We start from the raw sequence: 23,404 nt of genomic DNA, 5'->3' as shown, positions 1-23,404 counted from the left end.
AAAAGGGGCTGTTGCAAAAAGAAGTTCCGTAAAAGGAAGAAAAAATTCAAGCTTCCTTTTTTTTAACAGACTTATGAATATATTGATAATAATAAATTTGTAAGCTCTAATTTTTTATGCAAGAAATATTACTAAAAGAAAAAACTCGCAATTTAATATATGATTACGAGTTTTTTTGATGAGCTAAAATTTATTTTAAAATTATAATATTTTCTATTGAATCATAATTTAAAAAATTACTTTCTTTAATATCCTCAATTAGTCTATGCTTTTCTATACTAATTCCATATTCATTTCTTAATACCATTAATATTGTATTTAAACTAATACTGTCAAAATTATTATTTAAACAATAGCTAATTATAAAATCTGAAAAAGATACATTTTTAATACCTTTTCCTTTATACATTAATAACACTGTTGTTGATTGTTTATATGAAATATGCTCTTTTTGCTCCACTAATATAGATGAATAAAAATAATCTGGTAAATTTTTATCAAATCTATAATCAATCCCATTTTTTATTAACCATTGTATTGTAAAAAATTCATCTTTAAGAGAATTTAATGTCTTTTCAACATATTCTAATATCATTTCTTTACTTATATTATTATTATTTAACCAATTTTTATTTACATACTTTCTATGACTATATTCTATAACATCATAATTCTCTTTAGCTTTTATAAGTTCAGTGTGAAATGAAGATGTAAATTTTACACATAAATTTCCCGAATAAAAACCTTCACCTTTTTCAAAAGTATCTCTAATATATTCAGACACATAACTATAATTATTTTTTAAAACATAATTGCTAAATATTTTAAAACCCATATCTTGTAGTGTATTGGTATTTATTTCACCATTATCATGCATACCAAACTCATTATAATATATCTTCTTTATATCATCTATAAAGTAAAAATCTTCTTTTAATACTTCCATTAGCTTTTTTTGCTTTTCTATAGGCATGAATTTAAAATCTATTCTTAAAATATCTCCATCCATAAACGTCTCAAATCCATCTAAATAATTAGCTAAAAAAGTATTAACTTCTATACCATATAATTTTTTATATTCATTTGCTAAGTCCTTTTTAGATATTGGTGCTAGATTAAATAATAAATCCAAAACTTGTTTTTGCCTATTTTCTACTCCAAATTCTATTGTTGGCATTCTTCCATAATCTATAGCTTCACTCTTATATATTTTTTTCAATAAATTATGAAGTTCATATTGATCTCTAATATCATATTTTTTCATTAATTCAGGAAAATCTTCAATAAATTTCAATGTAGAAATTTCAATGTTTTGATATTGTTCTAAATTTAATGTTTCTAACAATTCTGTAAAATCTTTGGAACTGATATTATAATATCTAAATTTACCTAAATTCCATAATATTTTTTCACTATTTGCTAATCTATTTAGATACCCTCTATCCATTGTTGTCAAAACTGTAGTCAATTTCTCAGGTTCTACTTTTGATATAACATCAAAATACAGATCTTGAAACTCTTCAAAAGTTATACCATCTACACCTAGATTTTTTAAAATGTATTCAGAGATAGAATTTCTACTTATAAACCCTATCTTTTCCTAATTTTATGTAATCTTTGTAAATAGCCTTTTCAAACTCTTTTTTTAATTTTACAGGAACATTATCATCATCTAATAAAAGATTTATACTTTTTTCCCCTTTTACATACCTAAAATCTAAATAATTATAAATTATATGTCCATTATCTCCTAATGAAATAGAAAAATCATTAATACTTGTATCATATTCAGTAAAAATATACGAGTATATATCTTCAAAAAAATATTTATTTGATTCATCAAATGAGTCTTTAATTTTAACTAAAATTTGTCTTACTCTTTCTCTAGTTACATTTTGATTTTTCCCTATAGTATCTAAAGTATCACCTTTTAATCTTTGATTAAGTATTTCTATTTTTTTATCATCAGAATTGTGAGCTTTATTCAAATATTCTATAATACTTTCATTTTTTGTAATATATATACTCGTATTATCCGATAATGTATAAGAACATATTGAATTTTCATGTTTACTTAATATCAATTTCAAATAATTTTCATCTCTAAAATATTCAGGTAAATTAGACCATAACTCATATATCTTGACTGGTTTATTATTTTGTTTTAATTTTTCTATTATATTTTTTTCAACAACTAATTTTAACTTATCAAATATATATTCTTTATATTCTTCATTATTATAAATATAGCTATCTATTGATTTCAGATCATCATCACTTAGCATTGCCTCAAAATGTTCTAAAATAGATTTTAACTTTTCACTATAATTTATTTTAACTTGCCTATATCGTTTTTCAACTATTGGTATAAGATTATATATTTTCTTATTTAAACTTCTAAGCAATTTTTCATCTATTTTTTTATTATATAAATCAGAATAATATATTATATTTTCCTCTTCTAATTTATCCAAAAGAGATTTATATGATATTAAATATTCTAATTTTATATCATAACAAACTTTACCTTCTCTATTTGTAAAAATTTTAGGTAAAGAATACATTAGATGTAAATTAGAAGATATATTTTTTAAATTTTCAATATCCTTAATAAAATATTTATATTTTTCTCTAATATTTTGTTCATTACGTTCAAAATCACTTACTGTTAAAATATTATCTTCAAAAAGAGCACTAATAAATATTTTTTTAACTTAAATTCTGTTAAAAGTATATATGGCTTTAAATCATTTATTGATTCAGGTGAATCATCTAATTTATATTGTATAGGAATATAAGTTTCATCAGTTTTGTCAATGTAGTTGTCTAAAAATACGCCTTCTGTTAAATTATTATATTTATCTATTTTTTGACTTATAGTAAACATATTCCCTAATGGATTATAATTTATTTTAACATAAGACATTACAGAAGGAGCACCAGAATTTACAGCAATAATCTGACATTGTTTTATAATTTCCATAAGCTCATCGTAATCACCCTCTATCGTTGTTTCAAAAGGTCCTACAACTGTTTTTAGTCCTTTACTTTTAATATATTCTATCACCTTATCAACTATAATAATTAATTTTTCATCATCAATTACTTTCGGCAAAATCTGAATCGCTACACTTGCATTCATATTTTTATCCTTTCTAAGCCCTTGAAATAAATATACCTGAAAGTATTATTAAAATAATTCCAATGGATATATAAATAAGCTCTTTTTTTGTTTTATGCTCTTTTAATATGATTATAGCTGATGATACAGAAACTGCAACATTTAATTGTGAAATTGCAAATGCAACAGTAATTCCTAAAACTTCACTTGATAAAAACATACTTATATTCCCAACAAACCAAAGTATTCCGGCTAACATATTTTGAACTACCTTAATGCTAAGTAAATCTTTTAAGTTATTCTTATTTAAATATAGACTCCCTAAAACCATACCCATTGTTTGTGGAAGTATTGATGATTTTGCATCTACTTTAAAATATTTAATTACAGTTGCGTAAACTACAAAACCTATTGTAGAAATTATTAAATCAATTATTATGTATTTATCTATTTTATTTATATTTTCTTTCTTCTGCTTATATACAGCTAAATTAACTCCAATAATTAAAGCTAAAATACAAATAATAACTAAATATACATTAACTTTTTCTCTAAATACAAGTATACCTATTATTGTTGTTCCAAATATTTGCATGGCTGTTGATGGCGGTATTATTCTTGATATACCAATCTTTTTCAAACATTTTGTTTGATAATAAAAGCCTAGTACCCAAAATAGTCCACTTGTAATTCCTGCTAAAAATGATAGTTTTGTTACTTTAGTTATAAAAACAAGTGAAAGTAAAAAAGCTCCAAAAGCTACTGCAAAAACTTGCTTTTTCGTATCAATTTTAAAAATTGATATAACAATGGCAATAAGTCCCCAACATAATGCCGGTAAAAATGCTAATATATAGTACATTCACTACTCCTCATAATATTTTTTCTCTAAATCCACTAATTTTTTAGTGTATTCTTTTTGCGGGTTTGAAAAAATTTCACTTGTAATATTTTCTTCTATTATTTGACCCTTATACATAACATAAATTCTATCAACAAAATTTTTCATTGTACTTACTTCATGAGAAATAAATATGATAGAACCATATTCATCTTTTATATCTTTTAGTAAATCTATAACTTCTTTTTTACTTTCAAAATCAAGTGCTGTCGTTATTTCATCAGCTATTAAAATTTTAGGTTTTCCTATTAAGGCTCCTGCTATTGCTATTCGCTGTCTTTCTCCTCCACTTGTTTCAAAAGGATATTTATTTAAAAATTTATTAACATCATTTAAACCGACTTTTTTAAAAAGTCGACTTATCATTTCAACAAATCCTTTGTCGGTATTATAATGAGAAATATATAGATGCTTTAATTGCTTTCCTATTCTTACTGTAGGATTTAAAAGTATAAAAGCATTTTGAAAAATTGCTCCAATGCTTGATTTTTTTGTAAAATTTTCATATTCTATTATACTTCTTTCAGGTAAAATCCCAAGTATAAACTTTGTAGTAAGTGTTTTCCCACTTCCTGATTCACCTAAAATACCTACAATTTCGTTATTATTAATAGATAAACTCACGTCTTTTAATAAATGTTCATTATCTATACTTACATTTAATTTTTTTATATCTAATATTTTTTCCATTTTATACCTACAATGTGAATAATAAGTCTTTATAAGTAGGTAATTCCCATAAAGAACTATCTACTAGCGTTTCTAAAGTATCACAAGGTTTTCTTAGATCTTCAAGACCTTTTACCAAATATTTATTTGCCATGTCCGCTTGCTTATCAATTGATGTTTCATTTTTTATCTTTTCTATATTCGTTTCTAATTTTTTAATTTCTTGTCTTAATAAGTTTATATTTTGTAAAATTTCTTTAAGAAGTTTTTCTTGCTCTTTTGTATTTCCATATTTTGATGATTTTTCAACATTTTCAGCTAAAATATTTGCATATTTTATTCCTGCCGGAAATACTTTTTTATTTGCTATATCAATTAAAGTTTTTGATTCTATTATTAAATGCGTAACATATCTACTCATGTATGCATTATATCTTGCTTGTACTTCTCTTGAAGTTAGCATACCTGTTTTTTCAAACATTTCATTAATATTTTTATCGCAGTAAGCTCTAAGTGCCGAATTAGTAGAATTATCATTTTTAAGGCCTCTTTTTTTAGCCTCTGATATCCATTCTTCACTATAACCATTACCATTAAATAATATTCTACCATGATTTTTATATGTTTTTGATATTATATCAAGTACTGTTTTTTCAACATTTTTTGATTTTTCCAACTTATCAGCATACTCAGATAATACTAGTCCAACACAAGAATTAATTGTTGCAACAGTAGTTGCAGGTGTAGAACTTGACCCAGGCATTCTAAATTCAAACTTATTACCTGTAAATGCAAACGGAGAAGTTCTATTTCTGTCATCAGCTTCAGTACTTAATGTAGGTAACACATTTACACCTAAATCTAATTTAGATAAAGATGTATCTGATTGTTTTTTATTTAAAGCTATACTCTCCAACATATTTGTTAATTCTTCGCCTAAGAATATTGAAATTATTGTTGGAGGAGCCTCATGCCCACCCAATCTATTATCATTTGTAGCACTTGCTGTCATACATCTTAATATAGGATAATATCTATCTACCGCCTCAATTACAGCAGATACAAATAACAGAAACTGTTTATTTTCTCTAGGATTTTTACCTGGACTAAATAAATTCTTATCATCATCTGTTGATAATGACCAGTTATTATGTTTTCCTGAACCATTTACACCTAGAAAAGGTTTTTCGTGAAATAATGCAACTAAGTCATGTTTTAATGCTATTTTTTCAATAGTTTCCATTATAATTTGGTTTTGGTCAGAAGCAAGATTTGCAACTGAAAATAAAGGTGTGATTTCAAATTGATTTGGGGCTACTTCATTATGCCTTGTTTTTGAAGGTACTCCAACTTTCCATAATTCAACATCAACATCGCTCATAAAATTTATTACTTTTTCTTTTATTTTACCAAAATAATGGTCACTTAATTCTTGACCTTTTGGAGCTGGTGCACCTAATAAAGTTCTTCCCGTAAGTAATAAATCATCTCTTTTTTCAAATAGTTTTTTACTTACTAAAAAATATTCTTGTTCTGCTCCAAGTGTACTGAAAACATGATTAGTTTTATTATCTCCTAAAGCCTTTAAAACTCTTAATGCCTGTTTATTTATATATGTCATAGATCTTAAAAGAGGTACTTTTTTATCAAGAGCATCTCCATTAAAAGATATAAAGGCAGTGGGAATATATAAAGTTACTCCATTTTTATTCTCTCTTATAAATGGTGGAACACTTGTATCCCAAATTGTATATCCTCTTGCTTCAAATGTACTTCTAAGTCCTCCATTAGGAAATGACGAAGCATCAGATTCTCCTTTTACAAGACTATTTCCAGAAAATTTATATAATATTTCTTTATCTCCTGTAGGTTCTATAAATGAGTCATGCTTTTCAGCAGTTAAATTTGTTAGAGGCTGAAACCAATGACAATAATGTGTTGCTCCTCTTTTTGTTGCCCAATCTTTTATAGCATTTGCTATAACTTCCGCTGACGCTTTAGATAATTGAGTTTTTCCATATTGTGATAATTTAAATTCCCTAAATACTTCTTTGGGAACCCTCTTTTTTAAATTACTTTCAGTAAAAGCATTTTCTCCGAAAACTTTCATTGAATTTTCCATTAATTCGCTCCTCTTTTTGCAATCTCATTTGCAATATATACCAATATAATAATCATGATACCCGCAGATAAAGTAAACCACGGTGCTACTAAAAAATACGACTGAGATATATTTAACATATTTCCAAGTGTAGGTACTGAACTTTCAATTCCAATTCCTAAAAAACCTAATCCTGCTTCTGTTAGTATACCTTTTGAAAAATTTATTACAAAATTTATAATCACATATTTTTTTATATTTGGTAATATGTGTTTTAATATTATTCTAATATTTTTTACTCCATACGTTTTTGCTGCCATTATGTATTCTTTGTCTTTTTCTTTAATTGTTAAACCTCTTGAATAATTGACTATAAGAGGTAAATACATTAAAAATATAGCAAATATTATTGAATAAAATCCTGAACCCATTATAACTACAACTGTTATAGCTATAAGTATAGATGGAATGGATAAAATAATTTCAATAAACGTTTGTAAGGCTAAATCAATATAGCCTCCAAAATAGCCTGATATCCCACCAATAATTGTTCCAACAACAGTTGACAATAATATAGAAAGTAAAGATATTGCTAAAGTATTAAAGGTTCCCCATAAAAGTCTTGTATATATATCTCTGCCAAGATTATCCGTTCCTAATACATGATGTATACTTGGGGCAGATAATGGGTTATTATCTGACATTCTACTGGGATTTTTTATATTAATAAATATAAAAAATATAGCAACTATTATTAATATATATTTTATGTACTTTTTCATTTTACATCACCTAATTTTATTCTAGGATCTAATACAGAGTATAGTACATCAACAAGAAAATTAATAAGTATAATAACAAATGATGTATATACAATTAAAGCCTGAACTAAAGGTATATCTCTAGTATACACAGCAACTGTCATAAGTCTACCAATTCCTGGTATAGAAAATATTTGTTCAACTATGACTATGCCTGTTATAAGGTCAATAATTATTAATCCAAAAATAGAAAGTACCGGCAGCAATGAATTTTTCAGTACATATAAATTTAAATATTTCAATTTCATACCATTTGAATATAGATATTTTACATATTCCTGTCTTGTTTCCACATATAAATTTTCCTTTATATTTTTTGTAATATGCCCTATTTTAGGAATTGATATTATAATACAAGGAAAAATTAAAGATGTAATTGTATTATTGTAACTTACACTTGTAAGCCTTAACATAACAGAAAATACAAATATAAATATTATTCCTATCCAAAATGAAGGTATTGATATACTTAGGTTTAAAATAATATCCCAAAATTTACTGTATTTTTTCTTTTTATTTAAATAAAACGATAATAATATTGAGATTGTAAAAATAATTGCAAGTGAAATTAAAGATATCGCTATTGTAAGCGGTAACCTTTCAAGTATCAAATCTTTAACTGGTTGTGAATACTTAAAAGATATTCCAAAATCACCCATTATTGCTTTTTTCAACCATAAAAAATATCTAGTAATTAAAGGTTTGTCTAAACCTAATGTTTTTCTTAAAAGTTCTAAATTTTCATAAGAAGCATCAACACCTAATATACTGGTTGCAGGTTCTCCAGGTATAAGAGAAATAATGAAAAATGAAATAGTTGATATTATATATATACTAAAAATCATTTTTGCTATTTTTTTTATATAAAACATTAATTTTCTCCAAATTTTAACTTAGCAAAATTTATATAAGGAATTGCATATTGTGTATATCCTGAAATATTTTTTGAGTGAGCTACTATAAATGCAGGATCCATGATATATACGGATGAACCTTCGCTCACTAATATTTGTTGTGCTTTTTTGTAATTTTCAACTTTTTTGTTATCATCAGCTGTTTTTTTAGCTTCTGATATTAATTTATCATATTCTTTATTATTAAAGTTTATAAAGTTTCTTTTATAAGTACTTGTATATCTTCTTAAAATTGAATTTGGATCTAACTTACCGCTAAGACCTATTAATGTCAATTCAAAGTCTCTATTTGTATAAACTTCTTTTAACCAAGCAGAAAACTCCATTTCAACTATTTTAATCTTAACGCTCATTTTTTCAAATTGCGATTTTATAATTTGTGCTGTTTCAATATAAATTTTATCATTTGTAGGTATTTTTAAAGTATATGTTTTTCCCATAATACTCTCTCCATGTATACCTATTTCTGTTATATTGTCATTATAATACTTTTTAAGTATAGGACTCATACTTGAATAAATTTTTACTGAATTGTTATTTGAAGTTTTTGCTATTATATCATCTTTATTAATGTACGTTGCAAGACCAAGTCTTTCATTTTTAGGTACTTTTTCATTGTTTATACCCATCATAAATACCATGTTTTGCACTTGTTTTATAACAGTAAAGTTTTTAAGTTCTTTTTCTCTTTTTACATCTATTGTTGTTAAAAAGTTATATTCCCCACTTAATAATTTTAAAAAATTTGTTTGTGAATTTGGGCTTATATTTATATTTATAGTATTTATATTGGCTTTTTGACCATAATATTTATCAAATTTTTCCAATACTAATTTTTGTTCATTTTTATATGTTTTTATTTTATATGCACCTGTTCCATTTTCTTTAGTATCTATACTATAAAATGTTTTTTTACTTACTATTGCAGTAGTTAAATAATAAATAAATGATGAATCAGGTTCATTTAAATGAATTAAAAGAGTATTTTCATCTTTTGCTTCTATGCTTTTAATATTTTCAAATGCTTCTTGAAATTTTAATTCTTTAACTTTTTTTAAAGAAAATAACACATCGTCTAATACCAGTTTTTCGCCATTATGAAAATATACATCATTTCTTATAACAAATTCATATGTTAAACCATCATTTGACACTGAATAAGATTTTGCTATTGCTGGTACAACATCTCCATTTTCATCTGGCATGACTAATCCTTCATACACATTATACATTATTTGTTTACTATTACTTGAAACCAATTTATATGGATTTATACTATCAATATCTGTAGTCATTGCAGTATTTATACTACTATTTGATTGATTTATACCACAAGATAAAAACAAAAATAAAGTTGAAAATAAAGTTAAAAAATACTTCAATTTAAACGCCTCTTTCCTTTAAATAATGTTGGATAAATTATAGCATTATTAGCTGTTCTTAGCAACTTTTATTCATAAATCATCACCTATTTCATTGACAAACAATATTATATGAGATATAATATTAACAAAATAAAAGTCTAGAGGTGATAAAATGCAATTAACAAGTGATTTTTTAGAACTGTGTGTGCTTTCCAGTCTTGTAAATGATGATTTATACGGATATATTTTAACTCAATCATTACAAAATAAAATAAATATAAGTGAATCAACTTTGTATCCCGTACTAAGACGATTAAAAAGTAAAAACTTTGTAAGTTTTTATGATAAAAATTACCAAGGCAGAAATAGAAGATATTATAAAATAACAGAAAATGGACTTGAAGAATTAAAAAGGTATATAACTGAATGGGAAGAGCTACAACAACAAATTAATTCATTCCTTAAGGAGGCAAATTTATGAAAGCCAGAGAATTTATGAGAAATTTAGACAAATATTTGAAAGATTTTCCATATGATGAAAAAATAGAACTTTTCAAATATTATGAAGAGTACTTTCAAGATTTAAATTTAGAAAAAGATGATGAAATTCCTGAAAGTATGGATCCTAAAAAAATAGCAAATGATATATTATTAGAATACAATATAAGAAATACTAAAAATAATAAAAAAAGTTCCAATCCATTTTCATTTATGGTACTTTTAATTTTAACTATAATAGGAGCTCCACTTTCAATTCCAATAATTATAGCATTTATAGTAGTTTTATTTTCAATCATAGCTATTATATTCGCTTTAATTTTAGCTTTTGGTATATTAATATTTATTGTTCCATCAGTAATAATTTATTATACTGTATTCCTAGGTACATATGTAAGCTCACTAATAACTATCGGTTCTCTAATAACTACCTGTGGTTTAATGATCCTAACATATGGAATTATAAAATTCCTATTTAATATTATTGCTAATATTTATAATAAAATCTTAATTTGGATATATGATAAAATAAAAAAATAGAAAAGAGGTATTAATATGAAAAAATATATTTTGGCATTAATCCTTATAATAATAGGTGGTGCTTTGATAGTAAAAGGTATTTTACAAAATTTTCCTGTAAACTATTATAACTATACTAAAAATATTACTTTAGTTAAAAGTAATCTTAATGATAATTTAAAAGAAATTAATATAATTGATACTAACGCCATTTTAAGAATTAAAAAATCAGATCATAATTCTATTGAAGTAAATAATTATATTTCTTACGATTACGTTGATGGTAAACTTAATATACGACATATTCGTAAAAATAATAGAAAAGAAAATTACATATACATTACATACAAAGATAAAGTTAATTTAAATATTGAAAATTTTGCAGGTATAATTAATTATGATTTAACTGAAGGTTCTCATTCGTTTACTAATGTTGCCGGTACTATGCAACTTTTTGCAGACACTGATATAAATTACAATATAAACAATACTTTGGGTATAATAAATAATAATGTATCACTAAATCCTGATTCTTTAATAAAATTATTAATTAATAATTTTGTTGGAACAGCAGATATTATTAGAAAGGAATAAAAACATGACAAATAAAAATTTATATCGTAGCAGTACAAATAAAAAAATATTTGGAATAGCAGGAGGTATTGGCGAATATTTCAACATTGACCCTACTATAGTAAGAGTTTTATGGCTATTATCAATATTTTTAGGACTACCCATAATAATTTATTTCATACTTTATTTTATAATACCTGAACAAACAAATTATTGGGACTAAAATAAAAAAAATCACCATACAGTGATTAAAAATGGTGCCGCTTGCCGGAGTCGAACCAGCCACCTACTGATTACAAGTCAGTTGCTCTACCAGATGAGCTAAAGCGGCATAAGAATTATTAATATCATTATACTAAATTTACAATTGAAAGTCAATCATATTTATGTTATTATTAAAAAAAAGAAAAGGAGCTTTTTCAAATGAAAAAAGATATTAATAATACATATTTAACAATAGTTTTAAATATATTGTTAGCCGTTGCATCATTTATTACTATATATAATAAAGATAAGCTTACAGCATGGTTATTATCAATACTATTAATTCTTCCACCAGTAGTTGAGCTACTTTCATTAAGACAATTATTTAAAATTAATCCCAATCTAAAAAAAGAAAAATTAGATCCTTTTTATGATAAATTAGCTATTCTTTTATATCTTGGGAGTATAGCTTCATTTATAGCTTTTGCAATTTTATACAAAAAACTTAATGTAACAATCCTTTCTATTGGAATTATAATGTACACTTACGGTAATATAATAAAATCATGGTCTGTTGTAAGATATGACAAAAACATATTAGTGCATAGAAATAATACCGTGAATATATCAAAAATTTTAAACATTGACACTAATACTAATAATAAAACTGTAACAGTTAAATATTTTAACAATGATAAAGTAGTTCTTAAATTAAAAAGTCAAAAAGAAATTGAAAATATAGTACGAATTTTAAGAAGAAAATAAATATAATACAAAAAAACTGAACCTTTATGATTCAGTTTTTTTATTATCTATCTCTTCTATTAGTTATAAAGCTCTTATATTTTTTTACTGCTAAATGAGAGTCTATTTGTTGAATTAGATCTACTGCTACCCCAACTAATATTATTAGACTTGTTCCACCAAGCATAACAGGTAAATTAAGTACATATCCAAACCATAAGTTAGGTAATATACCAAGTATTGCTAGAAATACTGCTGTACCATATGTAATTAGTGTAACAATATTTTCTAAATAGTCAGCTGTTTCTCTACCTGCTCTTTTTAATGGTAGTGTTCCACCACTTTGTTTTAAACTATCTGCAACTTTATCAGGATCAAATACTATTGCTGTATAAAAGAATGAGAAAAGTATAATTAAAATTGCTGTTAGTGCTAAATATACCCATCCTGTTTGACCTAGAAGTTGGCTCCAATAAGCTTTTTTAGTCGCATCTTTAACAAGAAATGTTCCAATTGAAGTAGGTATAACCATAAGCATTGAAGCAAAGATTATAGGCATAACTCCAGCTGTATTGATTTTAATAGGTAAATATGTTTTTTTACCTACTGTACTTGGTCCTTGACCAAAGCCTCTACTAGATTTTCCTACATATTGTATAGGTATTCTTCTTTCTCCTAGTTGAATTATTACTAATATCACTATAAGTGCTATAAATAAAACAACAGAACTTGTTAATAATATTTGTCCTTTTGTTGATGAGTGTAGACTTGTAAATAAACGGTAAGCAACTTGTGGTAAATTAGAAACTATATTTAAAAATATAAGCATTGATGTTCCGTTTCCAATTCCTTTTATTGATATCCTTTCAGATAGCCACATAAGAAATGCTGCTCCACCTGTCATAAGTGCTACAGTTGTGATAGTAAATGTTATTCCTGGTTCAAGTACTATTTTTTGAGTTTGTAATAAAACAACACTAAATATTGATTGCCCAAACGCAATTAATATTGCAAGATATCTTGTCCATTGTGTAACTTTTTCTCTTTGTTTTCCACCTTCTCTTTGCATTTCTTCTATTTTAGGATATAAAACACCTAATAATTGAAATACTATAGATGCATTAATGTATGGTGCTATACCTAAAGAGAATATTGATGCTCTTTGTATTGCCCCTCCTGAAAACAAATCTAAAAATTGTGCTAATGGATTATTAGTAAACTGCTTAAATAGTGCCATATTAATTCCAGGAACTGTAATATGAATACCAATTCTGGCAACCATAAACATTAAAAGAGTGAATATAACTCTTCTTCTTAGCTCTCTTACTTTTACAATAGATTTTAGTCTTGTTGTAATTGCTTCAGATAATGTCAAACTAATCACTCCTTATATATAGGAAAAAAGTAAGTGAAAACTTACTTAATCCTAATTTTATTTTTTATTGTTTGATGCTATATTAGCATATGATTTAATAGCTTTAAGTTCTACAGATCCACCAGCTTTTTCAATATTTGCTTTTGCATTTGCAGATATTTTTTCAACAACAAAGTTTAATTTTTTATCTACTTGTGCATCACCAATTACTTTTAAAATGCTTGTGTATTCTCTATCTCTTAGTCCACCCTCTGTATATTTTACAATAAATCTTGGATTTTTTAACACACCTTTTTCAACTAATGTTTCAATAGCTACTGTTTCTCCATCTTCAAATTTATCAACTATATCTTTAAGGTTTAAAACTATCATATCTTTTTTGAAAGCAGAATTTGAGAATCCTCTTTTAGGTATTCTTCTTATTAAAGGCATTTGTCCACCTTCAAATGCAGCAGAAACATAAGAACCAGATCTTTGTTTTTGCCCATTATGACCTTTACCAGCTGTTTTTCCCCAACCAGAACCGTGTCCTCTACCTATTCTCTTTCTTTCTTTTTTTGATCCTTCGGCAGGTCTTAATTCGTTAATATTCATTTGATATTAAACCTCCTCTACTTTAAGTAAATAAGAAACTAATTTTATTTTCCCTTTTATATCGTCTGTTAAATTATGTTCCACACTACTATTAATTTTATTTAATCCTAGTGATTTTACAGTTGTTATATGATTAGGCTTTCTTCCATTAATTCCTTTTACAAGTGTTATTCTTACTCTAGACATTAATTTTTCCTCCTAGCCTATCTAATTATTTCTTCTATTGTTTTTCCTCTAAGTCTTGCTATTTCTTCTATTGATCTTATTTTTGATAACCCATCTAATGTTGCACGTGCTACGTTATCTTTATTTCTTGATCCCCTAATTTTTGTTAGTACATCTGTTAATCCAACTAGTTCAAGAAGTTCTCTTGTTGCAGAACCTGCAATAACTCCTGTCCCTGCTGTTGCTGGTTTTAATAATACAGATGTTGAATTAAATTTACCTATTTGTTCATGAGGAATTGTTCCACCTTTTAATGAAACATTTATCATACTTTTCTTAGCAGATGCTATCGCCTTTTTAATTGCATCAGGTACACCATTTGCTTTTCCTAATCCTATTCCTACTTTTCCTTGCCCGTCTCCTACAGCAGCTAATACAGAGAATGAAATTCTTCTTCCTCCTTTAACTGTTTTAGAAACTCTACTTATTCTTAAAAGACTTTCTTTGTATTCATTAGTCTTAACTTCCTTAGCCAAAATAAATCCTCCTTATCCTTAGAATTTTAACCCTGCTTCTCTTGCAGCGTCAGCTAAAGCTTTTACTTTTCCTGTGTAAATATATCCACTTCTATCAAATACAACAGTTTCTATTCCTTTTTCTAACGCTTTCTTAGCGATTCTTTCACCAATAACTTTAGCAGCTTCTATGTTTGATCCTGCTTCTACTTTTCCATTTTTTTCTATTGTTGATGCAGATACCAAAGTAACTCCATTAACATCATCTATTATTTGAGCAAAAATATTTTTTAAACTTCTGTAAACAGAAAGTCTAGGTCTCTCAGCAGTTCCATTTACTTTGTTTCTTATTCTAGCGTGTTTTTTCGCTCTTAAACTATTTCTGTCTATTCTTTTATACATATTAAACTACCTCCTATCCTTTCTTACCTTCTTTTCTTATAATTGTTTCATCAGCATACTTAACACCTTTTCCTTTATAAGGTTCAGGAGGTCTTTTTGCTCTTATATTTGCTGCAATTTGTCCAACTAATTGTCTGTCTATTCCACTTACTGTTATTTTAGTATTTCCTTCAACAACAAAATTAATTCCTTCAACAGCTTCAATTTCAACTGGATGTGAATATCCTAAAGCTAATGTAAGTCCTTTACCGTTAGCTTGTACTCTGTATCCAACCCCAACTAATTCTAATTTTTTAGAAAATCCTTCACTTACTCCAACTATCATATTGTTTAAGTTTGCTCTTGTTGTTCCGTGTAATGATCTTGTGAATGGTAAATCATTTGGTCTTTCACAAGTAATTTCATTACCTTCAATGTTTATTTTAATTAAATCAGAAAATTCTCTGATTAAAGTTCCTTTAGGTCCTTTAACTGTGTAAATATTTTCATTTTTTGTTATTTCAACACCTGCTGGTATTGTTATAACTTTTTTACCAACTCTTGACATTTTTCCTCCTAAGCATTAATTTCCACAGTGTACTACCATGCGTAGCAAATAACTTCTCCACCAACACTGTGCTTTCTGCATTCTTTATCAGTTAAAACTCCCTTAGGTGTTGAAACTATTGCTATTCCTAATCCACCTAATACTTTTGGTAAGTTTTCTACTGAACTATATACTCTTCTTCCAGGCTTTGATATTCTCTTTAAACCTTTGATAACTGCTTCGCCATCAACATATTTAATAGAAACAACTATATCTTTTTTAGCCCCTTCTTCTTTGATTTCGTAATCTACTATATATCCTTCATTTTTTAATATGTTTGCTATGCTTTCTTTTATATTAGAAAATGGTATTGCAACTGTACTGTGTTTAGCTGCATTTGCATTTCTTATTCTTGTAAGCATATCTGCAATAGGATCTGTTAAATTCATTTTGTCCTCCTCTCAAATATTACCAACTTGATTTAGTAACTCCAGGTATTGCTCCTTCACCAGCTAATTGTCTGAACATAACTCTTGATATTCCAAATTCTCTCATATACCCTCTTGGTCTACCATTAACTTGGCATCTATTTCTATGTCTAGTTGGCGATGCGTTTCTAGGCAATTTTTGTAATTCTAAGATTGCTTCTTTGTCGCCTTTTTTAGCTGCTGCTTTTAATTCTGCTCTTTTAGCAGCATATTTATTTATAATTCTTTCTCTTTTCAAATTTCTTTGAACCATAGCTACCTTAGCCATTTAATTTTGCACCTCCTATTATTTTACAAAAGGCATTCCAAATGCTCTTAATAATGCTCTTCCTTCTTCATCAGTTTGTGCTGATGTTACAATAGTTACTCCTAAACCTAAAACTTTATCAACTTTATCAATTTCAATTTCAGGGAATACTATTTGTTCTTTTATTCCTAATGTATAATTTCCTCTACCATCAAATGCTTTTGCAGAAACTCCTTCAAAGTCTCTAACTCTTGGTAATGCTATATTGATTAATCTGTCTAAAAATTCATACATTCTTTCTTTTCTTAATGTAACACTAACCCCTATTTTTTGACCTTCTCTTAATTTAAATCCAGCTTCAGATTTTCTAGCTTCTCTTGGAACAGGTTGTTGTCCTGTAATTTGTGCCATTTCTCTCATAGCAGTTTCAATTAACTTACTATTGTTTACAGCTTCTCCAACTCCCATGTTTACTACTATTTTTTCAATCTTAGGAACTTGCATAATGTTACTTATATTAAGTTCTTTCATAAGATTTGCTATTATTTCTTCTTTATATTTTTTTTGTAATCTTGGAATGTATTTATCTGCCATTAGTATCCTCCTCTCCTATATTTCTTTACCAGATACAACTGATACTCTTACTTTTTTTCCATCTTTTATTTCATGTCTTATTCTTGTTGCTTTTTTAGCATCTGCGTCCCAAAGCATAACTTTAGATGAGAAAATAGGCATTTCTCTTTCAACAATCTCACCTTGTGTGTTCATTTGATTAGGCTTAATATGTTTTTTCTTGATATTAACACCTTCAACTATTATTTTTCCAGTTTTAGGGAAAACCTTTAATACTTTACCGATTTTTCCTTTGTCTCCAGTTTGTCCTGATTTTTCACTTCTTAGTTCTTTGTTTGATTTACCTGATATTACTACAACTGTATCTCCAGTTTTAACGTGTAATTTGTTTGGTACTGACTTTATTTTTGACTTAATCACTTTATAAGCCTCCTTCCTAAAGTACTTCTGGAGCTAATGATACTATCTTCATAAAGTTCTTAGCTCTTAATTCTCTTGCTACAGGACCAAATATTCTTGTTCCTTTTATTTCTAATGCAGCATTTAAAATTACTCCTGCATTATCATCAAATTTTATATATGAACCGTCTTGTCTTCTTGTTTCTTTTCTTGTTCTTACTATAACGGCTTTAACTACATCACCTTTTTTAACATTACCGTTAGGTATAGCTTCTTTAACTGATGCAACAACTATATCTCCAAGTCTTCCGAATCTTCTTCTTGATCCTCCAAGTACTCTTATAACCATTATTTTCTTAGCACCAGTATTATCTGCAACGTTTAGTATTGTTTGTTGTTGAACCACTACAGTTCCTCCCCTCTCATTATACTACTATTTTGCTTTTTCAATTATTTCTACTACTCTCCAGTTTTTTTCTTTACTTAAAGGTCTAGTTTCCATAATTCTTACTTTATCTCCGATTTTACATTCATTTTTTTCATCGTGAGCTTTATATTTTTTAGAAAATTTAACTCTCTTTTTATATAATTTATGCAGTTTCATTGTTTCTTCTACTACAACTACCGTTTTGTCCATTTTATCAGAAACAACTACACCTTCTCTGACTTTTCTTTCGTTTCTTTCCACAACGAAACCTCCTATTTTTTCTCAGTTAATATTGTCTTTATTCTAGCAATATCTCTTTTTATAGTTCTAATTTTTGCTGTATCTTGTAATTGTCCTAATGTTTTTTGTAATTTTAAGTTGAATAATTCTTGTTTCATTTCTTTAACTTGAGCTTCTAATTTATCAACTGATAATTCTCTTATTTCTTTAGCTGTCATTAGTTTTCACCACCTACTTCTTTTCTTACGAACTTAACTTTTATAGGTAATTTATGTCCTGCTTTTCTTAGTGCTTCTTTTGCTTTTTCTTCGTTCACTTCACCAACTTCAAATAGGATTTTACCAGTTTTAACTACTGCAACCCAACCTTCAGTGTTACCTTTACCTTTACCCATTCTTGTTCCTTCAGGTCTTTTTGTGTAAGGTTTATCAGGGAATATTCTTATCCAAATTTTACCTTCTCTTTTAAAAGTTCTATTTATAGTAATACGACAAGCTTCTATTTGTCTTGATGTTATCCATCCAAACTCTTTAGCTGCAAGTCCGAAATCTCCAAAAGCTACTGTGTTACCTTTTGTTGCGATTCCACCAATTTTTCCTCTAAATTGTTTTCTATATTTTGTTCTCTTAGGTATTAACATTATTTGTCTTCTCCTTCCTTTTTAGTTGGAAGAACTTCTCCATTGAATATCCATACTTTGATTCCAAGTGAACCGTAAGTTGTATTTGCTGTTGCAGTTGCATAATCAATGTCTGCTCTTAATGTGTGTAATGGTACTCTTCCAGATAATGACCATTCACTTCTTGCGATTTCAGCTCCATTTAATCTTCCTGAAACCATAACTTTTATTCCTTTTACTCCTGATTTCTCAGCTCTTTGTATAGCTTGTTGTACTGCTCTTTTATAAGCCACACGTTTTTCAATTGAAGTTGCGATATTTTCAGCAACAAGTTGTGCATTTTTATTAGGAACTTTAACTTCTAAAGCTTTAGCACGAACTTTTTTACCAGTTAATTTTTCAAGTTTTGATTTTAAGGCTTCAATTTCTTCACCTTTTCTACCAATTAAAACTCCGGCTTTTGCAATTTCAACTATAACAGTTATTTCAGTTGCTGAGTTTCTTTCAATGAATATATTAGAAACCCCTGCGTTATAATAATTTTTCTTTATGTATTCTTTTATTTTTAAATCTTCATGTAAGTTATTTAAGTATTCTTTCCCTTGAGCAAACCAATTTGAATTCCAAGTTTTAATAATTCCAATTCTTAGTCCTCTAGGATCCACTTTTTGTCCCACAGATTTACCTCCTATACTTTAATTATTTTTCCTCAGCTCTTTCATCAACTTCAACAGTGATGTGTGCTAATGGTTTTCTAATAATATCCGCTCTACCCATAGCTCTTGGGTTCATTCTCTTAAGAACTGGTCCTTTGTCTATTAGTATTTTTGATATATATAATTTATCTGGATTCATTCCAAAATTGTGTTCTGCATTTGCAATAGCAGATTTTACAGTTTTTAATATTAATGGTGCTGCTTTTTTATTAGTAAATCTAAGAATGTTTAACGCATATAAAACGTCTTTTCCTCTTACTATGTCCGCAACTAATCTTGCCTTTTGTGGGCTTAATCTTTGGTAACTTAGTTTTGCTTTTGCTGCCATTTTTTCTCCTTTCGGTTTTATATAAGAACTAGAATGTACTTCTAGTTCTTATTCCTATTTTTTCTTATCTTTTTTATCTTTTCCATGACCGTAGAATGTTCTAGTCGGTGCAAATTCACCTAATTTATGTCCTATCATTTCATCTGTAACATATACAGGTATATGTTTTTTACCGTTATATACTGCAAATGTGTGTCCTATAAATTGAGGATATATTGTTGATCTTCTTGACCATGTTTTAATAACTTGCTTTTTTTCTCCCATTGCTTCAACTTTTTCTAATAAGTAAGCATCAACAAAAGGTCCTTTTTTTAATGAACGAGCCATTTTTCCTCCTTAAATTAAACGTCTTATTTTTTTCTTCCTCTTACTATGAACCTATCACTAGTTTTCTTACCTCTAGTTTTCTTACCAAGTGCTGGTTTACCCCAAGGTGTAACTGGTGATTTTCTACCAATTGGAGATCTTCCTTCTCCCCCTCCGTGTGGGTGATCCACAGGGTTCATTACTGATCCTCTTACATGAGGTTTAACACCTAAGTGTCTGTTTCTTCCAGCTTTTCCTAATGATACTAATGAATGTTCAGAGTTTCCAACTGTTCCAACTGTTGCCATACATTCTTTGTGAATTAATCTTAATTCTCCTGAAGGTAATTCAACGTGACAGTAAGTTCCTTCTTTAGCTACTAATCTTGCAGCAGTTCCTGCTGATCTTGCTAATTGTCCACCTCTACCAGGTATTAATTCAAGATTATGAATTTGTGTACCAACTGGTAAATCTTTTAATTTAAGAGCATTTCCTGGTTTTATTTCAGCTTCACTACCAGCTAAAACTATATCACCTTTTTTAAGTCCGTTTGGAGCTAATATATATCTTTTTTCACCATCTACATAGTGTAATAAAGCAATATTGGCTGTTCTGTTTGGATCATATTCTATTGTTGCAACCTTTGCAGGTATTCCAATCTTGTTTCTTTTCCAGTCAATTATTCTGTATAATCTCTTGTGTCCTTTTTGTCTGTTTCTTCCTGTTCTGTGACCGTAGTTATCAATTCCATAAGCAGAATTTAACGGTTCAACTAAACTTTTTTCAGGTCTAACTTTATCTAGTTCTACGTTAACTAGTATAGACATATGCCGAGTCCCACTAGTAACTGGCTTCATTTTTCTAATAGGCATATTACTTTCTCCTTCCAATTATTTAAACCTATAATATACAACACATTCTCGTGTGTTATTCAACAATGCTAGACAAAAATAATGTGCCTAGTCATTTTATACAAAAAATATTATATCATAAATTATATTTTTTTTCTACTTTTTTCTTATATTTCAAAAGCAGCTATTTTTTCACCTTCAGCTAATTTAACTATAGCTTTTTTGTATCCTGAAATTGTATATACAGTTGCTCTTGATCTTGCAGTTTTTGGTTTTACATTTAATGTATTAACTGATAATACTTTAACAGAAAATAATTTTTCTACTGCATTTTTTATTTCTAATTTATTTGCTTTTTTATCAACTATGAAAACATATTCGTTGCTGTTTAATAAGTCTCTTGCTTTTTCTGTATTAAGTACAGGTTTTTTAATAATATCATAAATAGTCATATTATCCTAGCACCTCCTCTATATTTGAAAGAGCTTGTTTAGTGATTACTATTTTTTCGCTCTTTAATAGCCAGTAAACACTAATTTCATTAGGCATTAATACGAAAGTCTTTTCAATGTTTCTAACTGATAAATATAAATTGTAATCCATATCAGTAGTGAAATCATTTACTATATATAATTGCTTTTCTTGATTTAAACCAACTTTTTTACCAAATTCAACAAGTGTTTTTGTTTTTGGTCTTTCTAAAGTATAATCATCTAATACAATAACTTGTCCTGCTTGTATTCTAGTAGCTAAAGCTGATCTTAAAGCTAATTTTCTTGCTTTTTTATTTACTTTCTTTTCATATGATCTTGGTTTAGGACCATTAACTACTCCTCCACCTACCATGTTTGCTGCTCTTGTAGAACCTTGTCTTGCTCTACCTGTTCCTTTTTGTCTAAAAGGTTTTCTTCCTCCACCAGAAACTTCAGCTCTTGTTTTTGTTGAAGCTGTTCCTTGTCTTAATGCTGCAAGTTCTGCTGTTAATACTTCGTGCATTAAATGTGTATTTGGTTCAATACCAAATATATTTTCATTAATTTCAACAGTTCCTGCACTTGAACCGTCTAATTTATATACATTTAAATTAATAACTGACATTGTTTACTCCTTCCAATTTTAGTATTTTTTTACTGATTTCTTTATCACTAAGTATCCATTTTTTGGACCTGGTACTGCACCTTTAACTAATAGTAAGCTATTAGCTTCATCATATTTAATAACTTGAAGATTTTGAATAGTTACATTTTCATTTCCTAATCTTCCTGCCATTCTTTTACCTTTAGGAACGTTACTGTTTGATGCTGCTCCCCCTGCATTTGATCCTCCAAGTCTGTGGTTTCTTGAAACCCCGTGTGTAGCTCTGTTTCCACCGAAGTTATGTCTTTTCATAACACCCGCAGTACCTTTACCTTTTGACACACCTTGAATATCAACAAATTCTATTGTTTCTAATGAAGCAACAGTAAATTCTTGACCTAGTGAATAGTTTTCAGTTGAATCTACTCTAAATTCTTTTACAAACTTTTTAGGAGTAATTCCTGCCTTTTTGAAAACACCCATTTCAGGTTTAGTTGTATTTTTTTCTTTTTTTTCATCAAATGCTAATGTTATAGCATTATATCCTTCTTTTTCCATTGTTTTAACTTGAACTACGAAACTTGGACCTGCTTCTATTACTGTAACAGGTATTAATTTTTCGTTTTCAAAGATTTGTGTCATACCAATTTTTTTACCTAATATCATTTATATTTCCTCCTTAATATATTGGTTGGGAATACCCAACTTGTATCAAAGTGTCCTTAAACACAATTAATTTTGTTTTATTTCAATTCCAACTCCTGATGGTAAGCTAAGTGAACTTAAAGCTGTCATAACTTGTTGGCTTGAATTGTTAATTTCAATAAATCTTCTATGTATTCTCATTTCAAATTGTTCTCTCGAATCTTTATTAACGTGAACTGATCTTAATACTGTGTATTTTTTTATTTTTGTTGGTAAAGGCATAGGTCCTACAATTTCAGAACCAGCTTTTTTAATAACTTCAGCTATTTTTTTAGCAGATTGATCTAACAATTTGTGGTCATAAGATTGAAGATGTATACTTAATTTATTTTCCAAAATTTTTCCTCCTATTTTATTTCTACAAGGGGCATAAAGCCCCTTATAGCAGTGTTTTCAAATTTTATTAAATGTATTTTATTTTT

At 27.6% G+C, this 23,404-nt stretch carries 36 protein-coding genes and 1 tRNA gene; 5 read left to right on the top strand and 32 right to left on the bottom strand.

From position 1 onward, the window contains the following. Window positions 1–190: 190 nt before the first annotated feature. The 9 genes from AWT63_RS05375 to AWT63_RS05335 form a co-directional block, all read right to left on the bottom strand. Complete coding sequence (locus AWT63_RS05375; RefSeq protein ID WP_068268879.1) at window positions 191–1,447, bottom strand: hypothetical protein; 1,257 nt, start codon at window positions 1,445–1,447, stop codon at window positions 191–193. A 130-nt stretch (window positions 1,448–1,577) separates the two neighbouring features. After that, the gene (locus AWT63_RS05370; RefSeq protein WP_068268875.1) at window positions 1,578–2,564 is read right to left on the bottom strand and encodes a hypothetical protein; all 987 of its coding nucleotides are present in this window, start codon (window positions 2,562–2,564) and stop codon (window positions 1,578–1,580) included. Between the two features lie 104 nt (window positions 2,565–2,668). Further along, on the bottom strand, window positions 2,669–3,142 hold the full coding sequence (locus AWT63_RS06155) for a thiamine-binding protein (RefSeq protein WP_082680465.1): 474 nt from the start codon (window positions 3,140–3,142) through the stop codon (window positions 2,669–2,671). 13 nt (window positions 3,143–3,155) lie between these two features. Next, window positions 3,156–3,983 (bottom strand): GRP family sugar transporter, encoded by an 828-nt coding sequence (locus AWT63_RS05360; protein WP_068268873.1) that lies wholly within the window; start codon window positions 3,981–3,983, stop codon window positions 3,156–3,158. Between the two features lie 3 nt (window positions 3,984–3,986). Continuing rightward, entirely contained in the window at window positions 3,987–4,712 is a 726-nt protein-coding gene (locus tag AWT63_RS05355) for an ATP-binding cassette domain-containing protein (protein WP_068268871.1), read from the bottom strand. Between the two features lie 7 nt (window positions 4,713–4,719). After that, window positions 4,720–6,813, bottom strand: a complete 2,094-nt coding sequence (locus AWT63_RS05350; protein ID WP_068268869.1) for a glutamine synthetase III family protein — start codon at window positions 6,811–6,813, stop codon at window positions 4,720–4,722. Next, on the bottom strand, window positions 6,813–7,574 hold the full coding sequence (locus AWT63_RS05345; protein ID WP_068268868.1) for an ABC transporter permease: 762 nt from the start codon (window positions 7,572–7,574) through the stop codon (window positions 6,813–6,815). The genes AWT63_RS05350 and AWT63_RS05345 overlap by 1 nt, the downstream gene beginning before the upstream one ends. Then, on the bottom strand, window positions 7,571–8,485 hold the full coding sequence (locus AWT63_RS05340; protein ID WP_068268865.1) for an ABC transporter permease: 915 nt from the start codon (window positions 8,483–8,485) through the stop codon (window positions 7,571–7,573). The genes AWT63_RS05345 and AWT63_RS05340 overlap by 4 nt, the downstream gene beginning before the upstream one ends. Next, window positions 8,485–9,909 carry an ABC transporter substrate-binding protein gene (locus AWT63_RS05335; RefSeq protein WP_068268862.1) on the bottom strand — a complete coding sequence of 475 codons (1,425 nt, stop codon included), beginning with the start codon at window positions 9,907–9,909 and terminating at the stop codon, window positions 8,485–8,487. The genes AWT63_RS05340 and AWT63_RS05335 overlap by 1 nt, the downstream gene beginning before the upstream one ends. 154 nt (window positions 9,910–10,063) lie before the next feature. Between AWT63_RS05335 and AWT63_RS05330 the strand changes: the two genes are divergently transcribed. The 4 genes from AWT63_RS05330 to AWT63_RS05315 are packed head-to-tail and all read left to right on the top strand — an operon-like array spanning window position 10,064 to window position 11,704. After that, window positions 10,064–10,372 carry a PadR family transcriptional regulator gene (locus AWT63_RS05330; protein WP_068268861.1) on the top strand — a complete coding sequence of 103 codons (309 nt, stop codon included), beginning with the start codon at window positions 10,064–10,066 and terminating at the stop codon, window positions 10,370–10,372. Then, window positions 10,369–10,929, top strand: coding sequence for a DUF1700 domain-containing protein (locus tag AWT63_RS05325; protein ID WP_068268860.1), 561 nt, complete (start codon window positions 10,369–10,371; stop codon window positions 10,927–10,929). Before AWT63_RS05330 ends, AWT63_RS05325 begins: the two co-directional genes overlap by 4 nt. A gap of 15 nt (window positions 10,930–10,944) precedes the next feature. Further along, complete coding sequence (locus AWT63_RS05320) at window positions 10,945–11,502, top strand: hypothetical protein (RefSeq protein ID WP_068268858.1); 558 nt, start codon at window positions 10,945–10,947, stop codon at window positions 11,500–11,502. Between the two features lie 4 nt (window positions 11,503–11,506). Then, window positions 11,507–11,704, top strand: a complete 198-nt coding sequence (locus AWT63_RS05315) for a PspC domain-containing protein (RefSeq protein WP_068268856.1) — start codon at window positions 11,507–11,509, stop codon at window positions 11,702–11,704. Between the two features lie 32 nt (window positions 11,705–11,736). On the opposite strand, the gene AWT63_RS05310 is transcribed toward AWT63_RS05315, so the two are convergent. After that, a tRNA-Thr gene (locus tag AWT63_RS05310) sits at window positions 11,737–11,812 on the bottom strand. Between the two features lie 92 nt (window positions 11,813–11,904). Between AWT63_RS05310 and AWT63_RS05305 the strand changes: the two genes are divergently transcribed. Continuing rightward, the gene (locus tag AWT63_RS05305; RefSeq protein ID WP_068268854.1) at window positions 11,905–12,450 is read left to right on the top strand and encodes a hypothetical protein; all 546 of its coding nucleotides are present in this window, start codon (window positions 11,905–11,907) and stop codon (window positions 12,448–12,450) included. A 43-nt stretch (window positions 12,451–12,493) separates the two neighbouring features. Here the strand turns inward: AWT63_RS05305 and secY are convergent, their stop codons facing one another. The 22 genes from secY to rpsJ form a co-directional block, all read right to left on the bottom strand. Next, window positions 12,494–13,804, bottom strand: coding sequence for a preprotein translocase subunit SecY (gene secY / locus AWT63_RS05300; RefSeq protein ID WP_068268850.1), 1,311 nt, complete (start codon window positions 13,802–13,804; stop codon window positions 12,494–12,496). 57 nt (window positions 13,805–13,861) lie between these two features. After that, window positions 13,862–14,398 (bottom strand): 50S ribosomal protein L15, encoded by a 537-nt coding sequence (gene rplO, locus AWT63_RS05295; RefSeq protein WP_068268849.1) that lies wholly within the window; start codon window positions 14,396–14,398, stop codon window positions 13,862–13,864. A gap of 6 nt (window positions 14,399–14,404) precedes the next feature. Then, window positions 14,405–14,584, bottom strand: a complete 180-nt coding sequence (gene rpmD / locus AWT63_RS05290) for a 50S ribosomal protein L30 (RefSeq protein WP_068268846.1) — start codon at window positions 14,582–14,584, stop codon at window positions 14,405–14,407. A 17-nt stretch (window positions 14,585–14,601) separates the two neighbouring features. Continuing rightward, entirely contained in the window at window positions 14,602–15,099 is a 498-nt protein-coding gene (gene rpsE / locus AWT63_RS05285; RefSeq protein ID WP_068268844.1) for a 30S ribosomal protein S5, read from the bottom strand. A gap of 18 nt (window positions 15,100–15,117) precedes the next feature. Then, on the bottom strand, window positions 15,118–15,480 hold the full coding sequence (gene rplR / locus AWT63_RS05280; RefSeq protein WP_068268842.1) for a 50S ribosomal protein L18: 363 nt from the start codon (window positions 15,478–15,480) through the stop codon (window positions 15,118–15,120). Between the two features lie 13 nt (window positions 15,481–15,493). Further along, on the bottom strand, window positions 15,494–16,027 hold the full coding sequence (gene rplF / locus AWT63_RS05275; protein ID WP_068268840.1) for a 50S ribosomal protein L6: 534 nt from the start codon (window positions 16,025–16,027) through the stop codon (window positions 15,494–15,496). Window positions 16,028–16,059: 32 nt separating this feature from the next. Further along, the gene (gene rpsH, locus AWT63_RS05270; RefSeq protein ID WP_068268838.1) at window positions 16,060–16,455 is read right to left on the bottom strand and encodes a 30S ribosomal protein S8; all 396 of its coding nucleotides are present in this window, start codon (window positions 16,453–16,455) and stop codon (window positions 16,060–16,062) included. Between the two features lie 19 nt (window positions 16,456–16,474). After that, complete coding sequence (gene rpsN, locus AWT63_RS05265; RefSeq protein ID WP_068268836.1) at window positions 16,475–16,762, bottom strand: 30S ribosomal protein S14; 288 nt, start codon at window positions 16,760–16,762, stop codon at window positions 16,475–16,477. Between the two features lie 18 nt (window positions 16,763–16,780). After that, window positions 16,781–17,335, bottom strand: coding sequence for a 50S ribosomal protein L5 (gene rplE / locus AWT63_RS05260; protein ID WP_068268834.1), 555 nt, complete (start codon window positions 17,333–17,335; stop codon window positions 16,781–16,783). A 15-nt stretch (window positions 17,336–17,350) separates the two neighbouring features. Next, window positions 17,351–17,734, bottom strand: coding sequence for a 50S ribosomal protein L24 (gene rplX / locus AWT63_RS05255; protein ID WP_068268833.1), 384 nt, complete (start codon window positions 17,732–17,734; stop codon window positions 17,351–17,353). Window positions 17,735–17,750: 16 nt separating this feature from the next. Next, window positions 17,751–18,119, bottom strand: a complete 369-nt coding sequence (gene rplN, locus AWT63_RS05250; RefSeq protein ID WP_068268830.1) for a 50S ribosomal protein L14 — start codon at window positions 18,117–18,119, stop codon at window positions 17,751–17,753. 27 nt (window positions 18,120–18,146) lie between these two features. Then, a complete protein-coding gene (gene rpsQ / locus AWT63_RS05245; RefSeq protein WP_197407492.1) occupies window positions 18,147–18,401 on the bottom strand; it encodes a 30S ribosomal protein S17 in 255 nt (84 codons plus the stop codon). Between the two features lie 11 nt (window positions 18,402–18,412). Further along, window positions 18,413–18,598: a 50S ribosomal protein L29 gene (gene rpmC, locus AWT63_RS05240; RefSeq protein WP_068268828.1), complete on the bottom strand. Its 186-nt coding sequence runs from the start codon at window positions 18,596–18,598 to the stop codon at window positions 18,413–18,415. After that, on the bottom strand, window positions 18,598–19,020 hold the full coding sequence (gene rplP, locus AWT63_RS05235; RefSeq protein ID WP_068268826.1) for a 50S ribosomal protein L16: 423 nt from the start codon (window positions 19,018–19,020) through the stop codon (window positions 18,598–18,600). The genes rpmC and rplP overlap by 1 nt, the downstream gene beginning before the upstream one ends. Further along, window positions 19,020–19,676: a 30S ribosomal protein S3 gene (gene rpsC, locus AWT63_RS05230; protein ID WP_068268824.1), complete on the bottom strand. Its 657-nt coding sequence runs from the start codon at window positions 19,674–19,676 to the stop codon at window positions 19,020–19,022. The genes rplP and rpsC overlap by 1 nt, the downstream gene beginning before the upstream one ends. 22 nt (window positions 19,677–19,698) lie before the next feature. Then, complete coding sequence (rplV, locus tag AWT63_RS05225) at window positions 19,699–20,043, bottom strand: 50S ribosomal protein L22 (RefSeq protein ID WP_068268822.1); 345 nt, start codon at window positions 20,041–20,043, stop codon at window positions 19,699–19,701. A gap of 54 nt (window positions 20,044–20,097) precedes the next feature. After that, window positions 20,098–20,370: a 30S ribosomal protein S19 gene (rpsS, locus tag AWT63_RS05220; RefSeq protein WP_068268817.1), complete on the bottom strand. Its 273-nt coding sequence runs from the start codon at window positions 20,368–20,370 to the stop codon at window positions 20,098–20,100. 23 nt (window positions 20,371–20,393) lie between these two features. Then, entirely contained in the window at window positions 20,394–21,221 is an 828-nt protein-coding gene (rplB, locus tag AWT63_RS05215) for a 50S ribosomal protein L2 (RefSeq protein ID WP_068268815.1), read from the bottom strand. Window positions 21,222–21,367: 146 nt separating this feature from the next. Next, the gene (gene rplW / locus AWT63_RS05210; RefSeq protein ID WP_068268813.1) at window positions 21,368–21,652 is read right to left on the bottom strand and encodes a 50S ribosomal protein L23; all 285 of its coding nucleotides are present in this window, start codon (window positions 21,650–21,652) and stop codon (window positions 21,368–21,370) included. Between the two features lies 1 nt (window position 21,653). After that, a complete protein-coding gene (gene rplD, locus AWT63_RS05205) occupies window positions 21,654–22,298 on the bottom strand; it encodes a 50S ribosomal protein L4 (protein ID WP_068268807.1) in 645 nt (214 codons plus the stop codon). Window positions 22,299–22,316: 18 nt separating this feature from the next. After that, a complete protein-coding gene (rplC, locus tag AWT63_RS05200) occupies window positions 22,317–22,943 on the bottom strand; it encodes a 50S ribosomal protein L3 (RefSeq protein WP_068268800.1) in 627 nt (208 codons plus the stop codon). Between the two features lie 66 nt (window positions 22,944–23,009). Next, on the bottom strand, window positions 23,010–23,321 hold the full coding sequence (gene rpsJ, locus AWT63_RS05195) for a 30S ribosomal protein S10 (protein ID WP_156414512.1): 312 nt from the start codon (window positions 23,319–23,321) through the stop codon (window positions 23,010–23,012). Window positions 23,322–23,404 lie beyond the last annotated feature (83 nt).

Origin of the sequence: Caviibacter abscessus (genome assembly GCF_001517835.1) — a bacterium.
Lineage (GTDB): Bacteria > Fusobacteriota > Fusobacteriia > Fusobacteriales > Leptotrichiaceae > Caviibacter > Caviibacter abscessus.
This window is presented reverse-complemented; position numbering and strand designations above follow the sequence as displayed.

Bases quoted from the DNA above. Each gene is read 5' to 3' on its own strand.
- rplC (WP_068268800.1), bottom strand. From the start codon at position 22,943: ATGATATTAGGTAAAAAAATTGGTATGACACAAATCTTTGAAAACGAA.
- AWT63_RS06155 (WP_082680465.1), bottom strand. From the start codon at position 3,142: ATGAATGCAAGTGTAGCGATTCAGATTTTGCCGAAAGTAATTGATGAT.
- AWT63_RS05320 (WP_068268858.1), top strand. From the start codon at position 10,945: ATGAAAAAATATATTTTGGCATTAATCCTTATAATAATAGGTGGTGCT.
- AWT63_RS05345 (WP_068268868.1), bottom strand. From the start codon at position 7,574: ATGAAAAAGTACATAAAATATATATTAATAATAGTTGCTATATTTTTT.
- rplV (WP_068268822.1), bottom strand. From the start codon at position 20,043: ATGGCAGCAAAAGCAAAACTAAGTTACCAAAGATTAAGCCCACAAAAG.
- rpsH (WP_068268838.1), bottom strand. From the start codon at position 16,455: ATGAATTTAACAGATCCTATTGCAGATATGCTTACAAGAATAAGAAAT.
- rplW (WP_068268813.1), bottom strand. From the start codon at position 21,652: ATGACTATTTATGATATTATTAAAAAACCTGTACTTAATACAGAAAAA.
- AWT63_RS05330 (WP_068268861.1), top strand. From the start codon at position 10,064: ATGCAATTAACAAGTGATTTTTTAGAACTGTGTGTGCTTTCCAGTCTT.
- AWT63_RS05355 (WP_068268871.1), bottom strand. From the start codon at position 4,712: ATGGAAAAAATATTAGATATAAAAAAATTAAATGTAAGTATAGATAAT.
- AWT63_RS05325 (WP_068268860.1), top strand. From the start codon at position 10,369: ATGAAAGCCAGAGAATTTATGAGAAATTTAGACAAATATTTGAAAGAT.
- AWT63_RS05350 (WP_068268869.1), bottom strand. From the start codon at position 6,813: ATGGAAAATTCAATGAAAGTTTTCGGAGAAAATGCTTTTACTGAAAGT.
- AWT63_RS05340 (WP_068268865.1), bottom strand. From the start codon at position 8,485: ATGTTTTATATAAAAAAAATAGCAAAAATGATTTTTAGTATATATATA.
- rpmC (WP_068268828.1), bottom strand. From the start codon at position 18,598: ATGACAGCTAAAGAAATAAGAGAATTATCAGTTGATAAATTAGAAGCT.
- rpmD (WP_068268846.1), bottom strand. From the start codon at position 14,584: ATGTCTAGAGTAAGAATAACACTTGTAAAAGGAATTAATGGAAGAAAG.
- rpsS (WP_068268817.1), bottom strand. From the start codon at position 20,370: ATGGCTCGTTCATTAAAAAAAGGACCTTTTGTTGATGCTTACTTATTA.
- rplR (WP_068268842.1), bottom strand. From the start codon at position 15,480: ATGTATAAAAGAATAGACAGAAATAGTTTAAGAGCGAAAAAACACGCT.
- rplE (WP_068268834.1), bottom strand. From the start codon at position 17,335: ATGGCAGATAAATACATTCCAAGATTACAAAAAAAATATAAAGAAGAA.
- rplO (WP_068268849.1), bottom strand. From the start codon at position 14,398: ATGAATATTAACGAATTAAGACCTGCCGAAGGATCAAAAAAAGAAAGA.
- rplP (WP_068268826.1), bottom strand. From the start codon at position 19,020: ATGTTAATACCTAAGAGAACAAAATATAGAAAACAATTTAGAGGAAAA.
- AWT63_RS05315 (WP_068268856.1), top strand. From the start codon at position 11,507: ATGACAAATAAAAATTTATATCGTAGCAGTACAAATAAAAAAATATTT.
- rplB (WP_068268815.1), bottom strand. From the start codon at position 21,221: ATGCCTATTAGAAAAATGAAGCCAGTTACTAGTGGGACTCGGCATATG.
- AWT63_RS05375 (WP_068268879.1), bottom strand. From the start codon at position 1,447: ATGGATAGAGGGTATCTAAATAGATTAGCAAATAGTGAAAAAATATTA.
- rplF (WP_068268840.1), bottom strand. From the start codon at position 16,027: ATGTCAAGAGTTGGTAAAAAAGTTATAACAATACCAGCAGGTGTTGAA.
- rpsN (WP_068268836.1), bottom strand. From the start codon at position 16,762: ATGGCTAAGGTAGCTATGGTTCAAAGAAATTTGAAAAGAGAAAGAATT.
- AWT63_RS05305 (WP_068268854.1), top strand. From the start codon at position 11,905: ATGAAAAAAGATATTAATAATACATATTTAACAATAGTTTTAAATATA.
- rplD (WP_068268807.1), bottom strand. From the start codon at position 22,298: ATGTCAGTTATTAATTTAAATGTATATAAATTAGACGGTTCAAGTGCA.
- AWT63_RS05370 (WP_068268875.1), bottom strand. From the start codon at position 2,564: ATGTATTCTTTACCTAAAATTTTTACAAATAGAGAAGGTAAAGTTTGT.
- AWT63_RS05360 (WP_068268873.1), bottom strand. From the start codon at position 3,983: ATGTACTATATATTAGCATTTTTACCGGCATTATGTTGGGGACTTATT.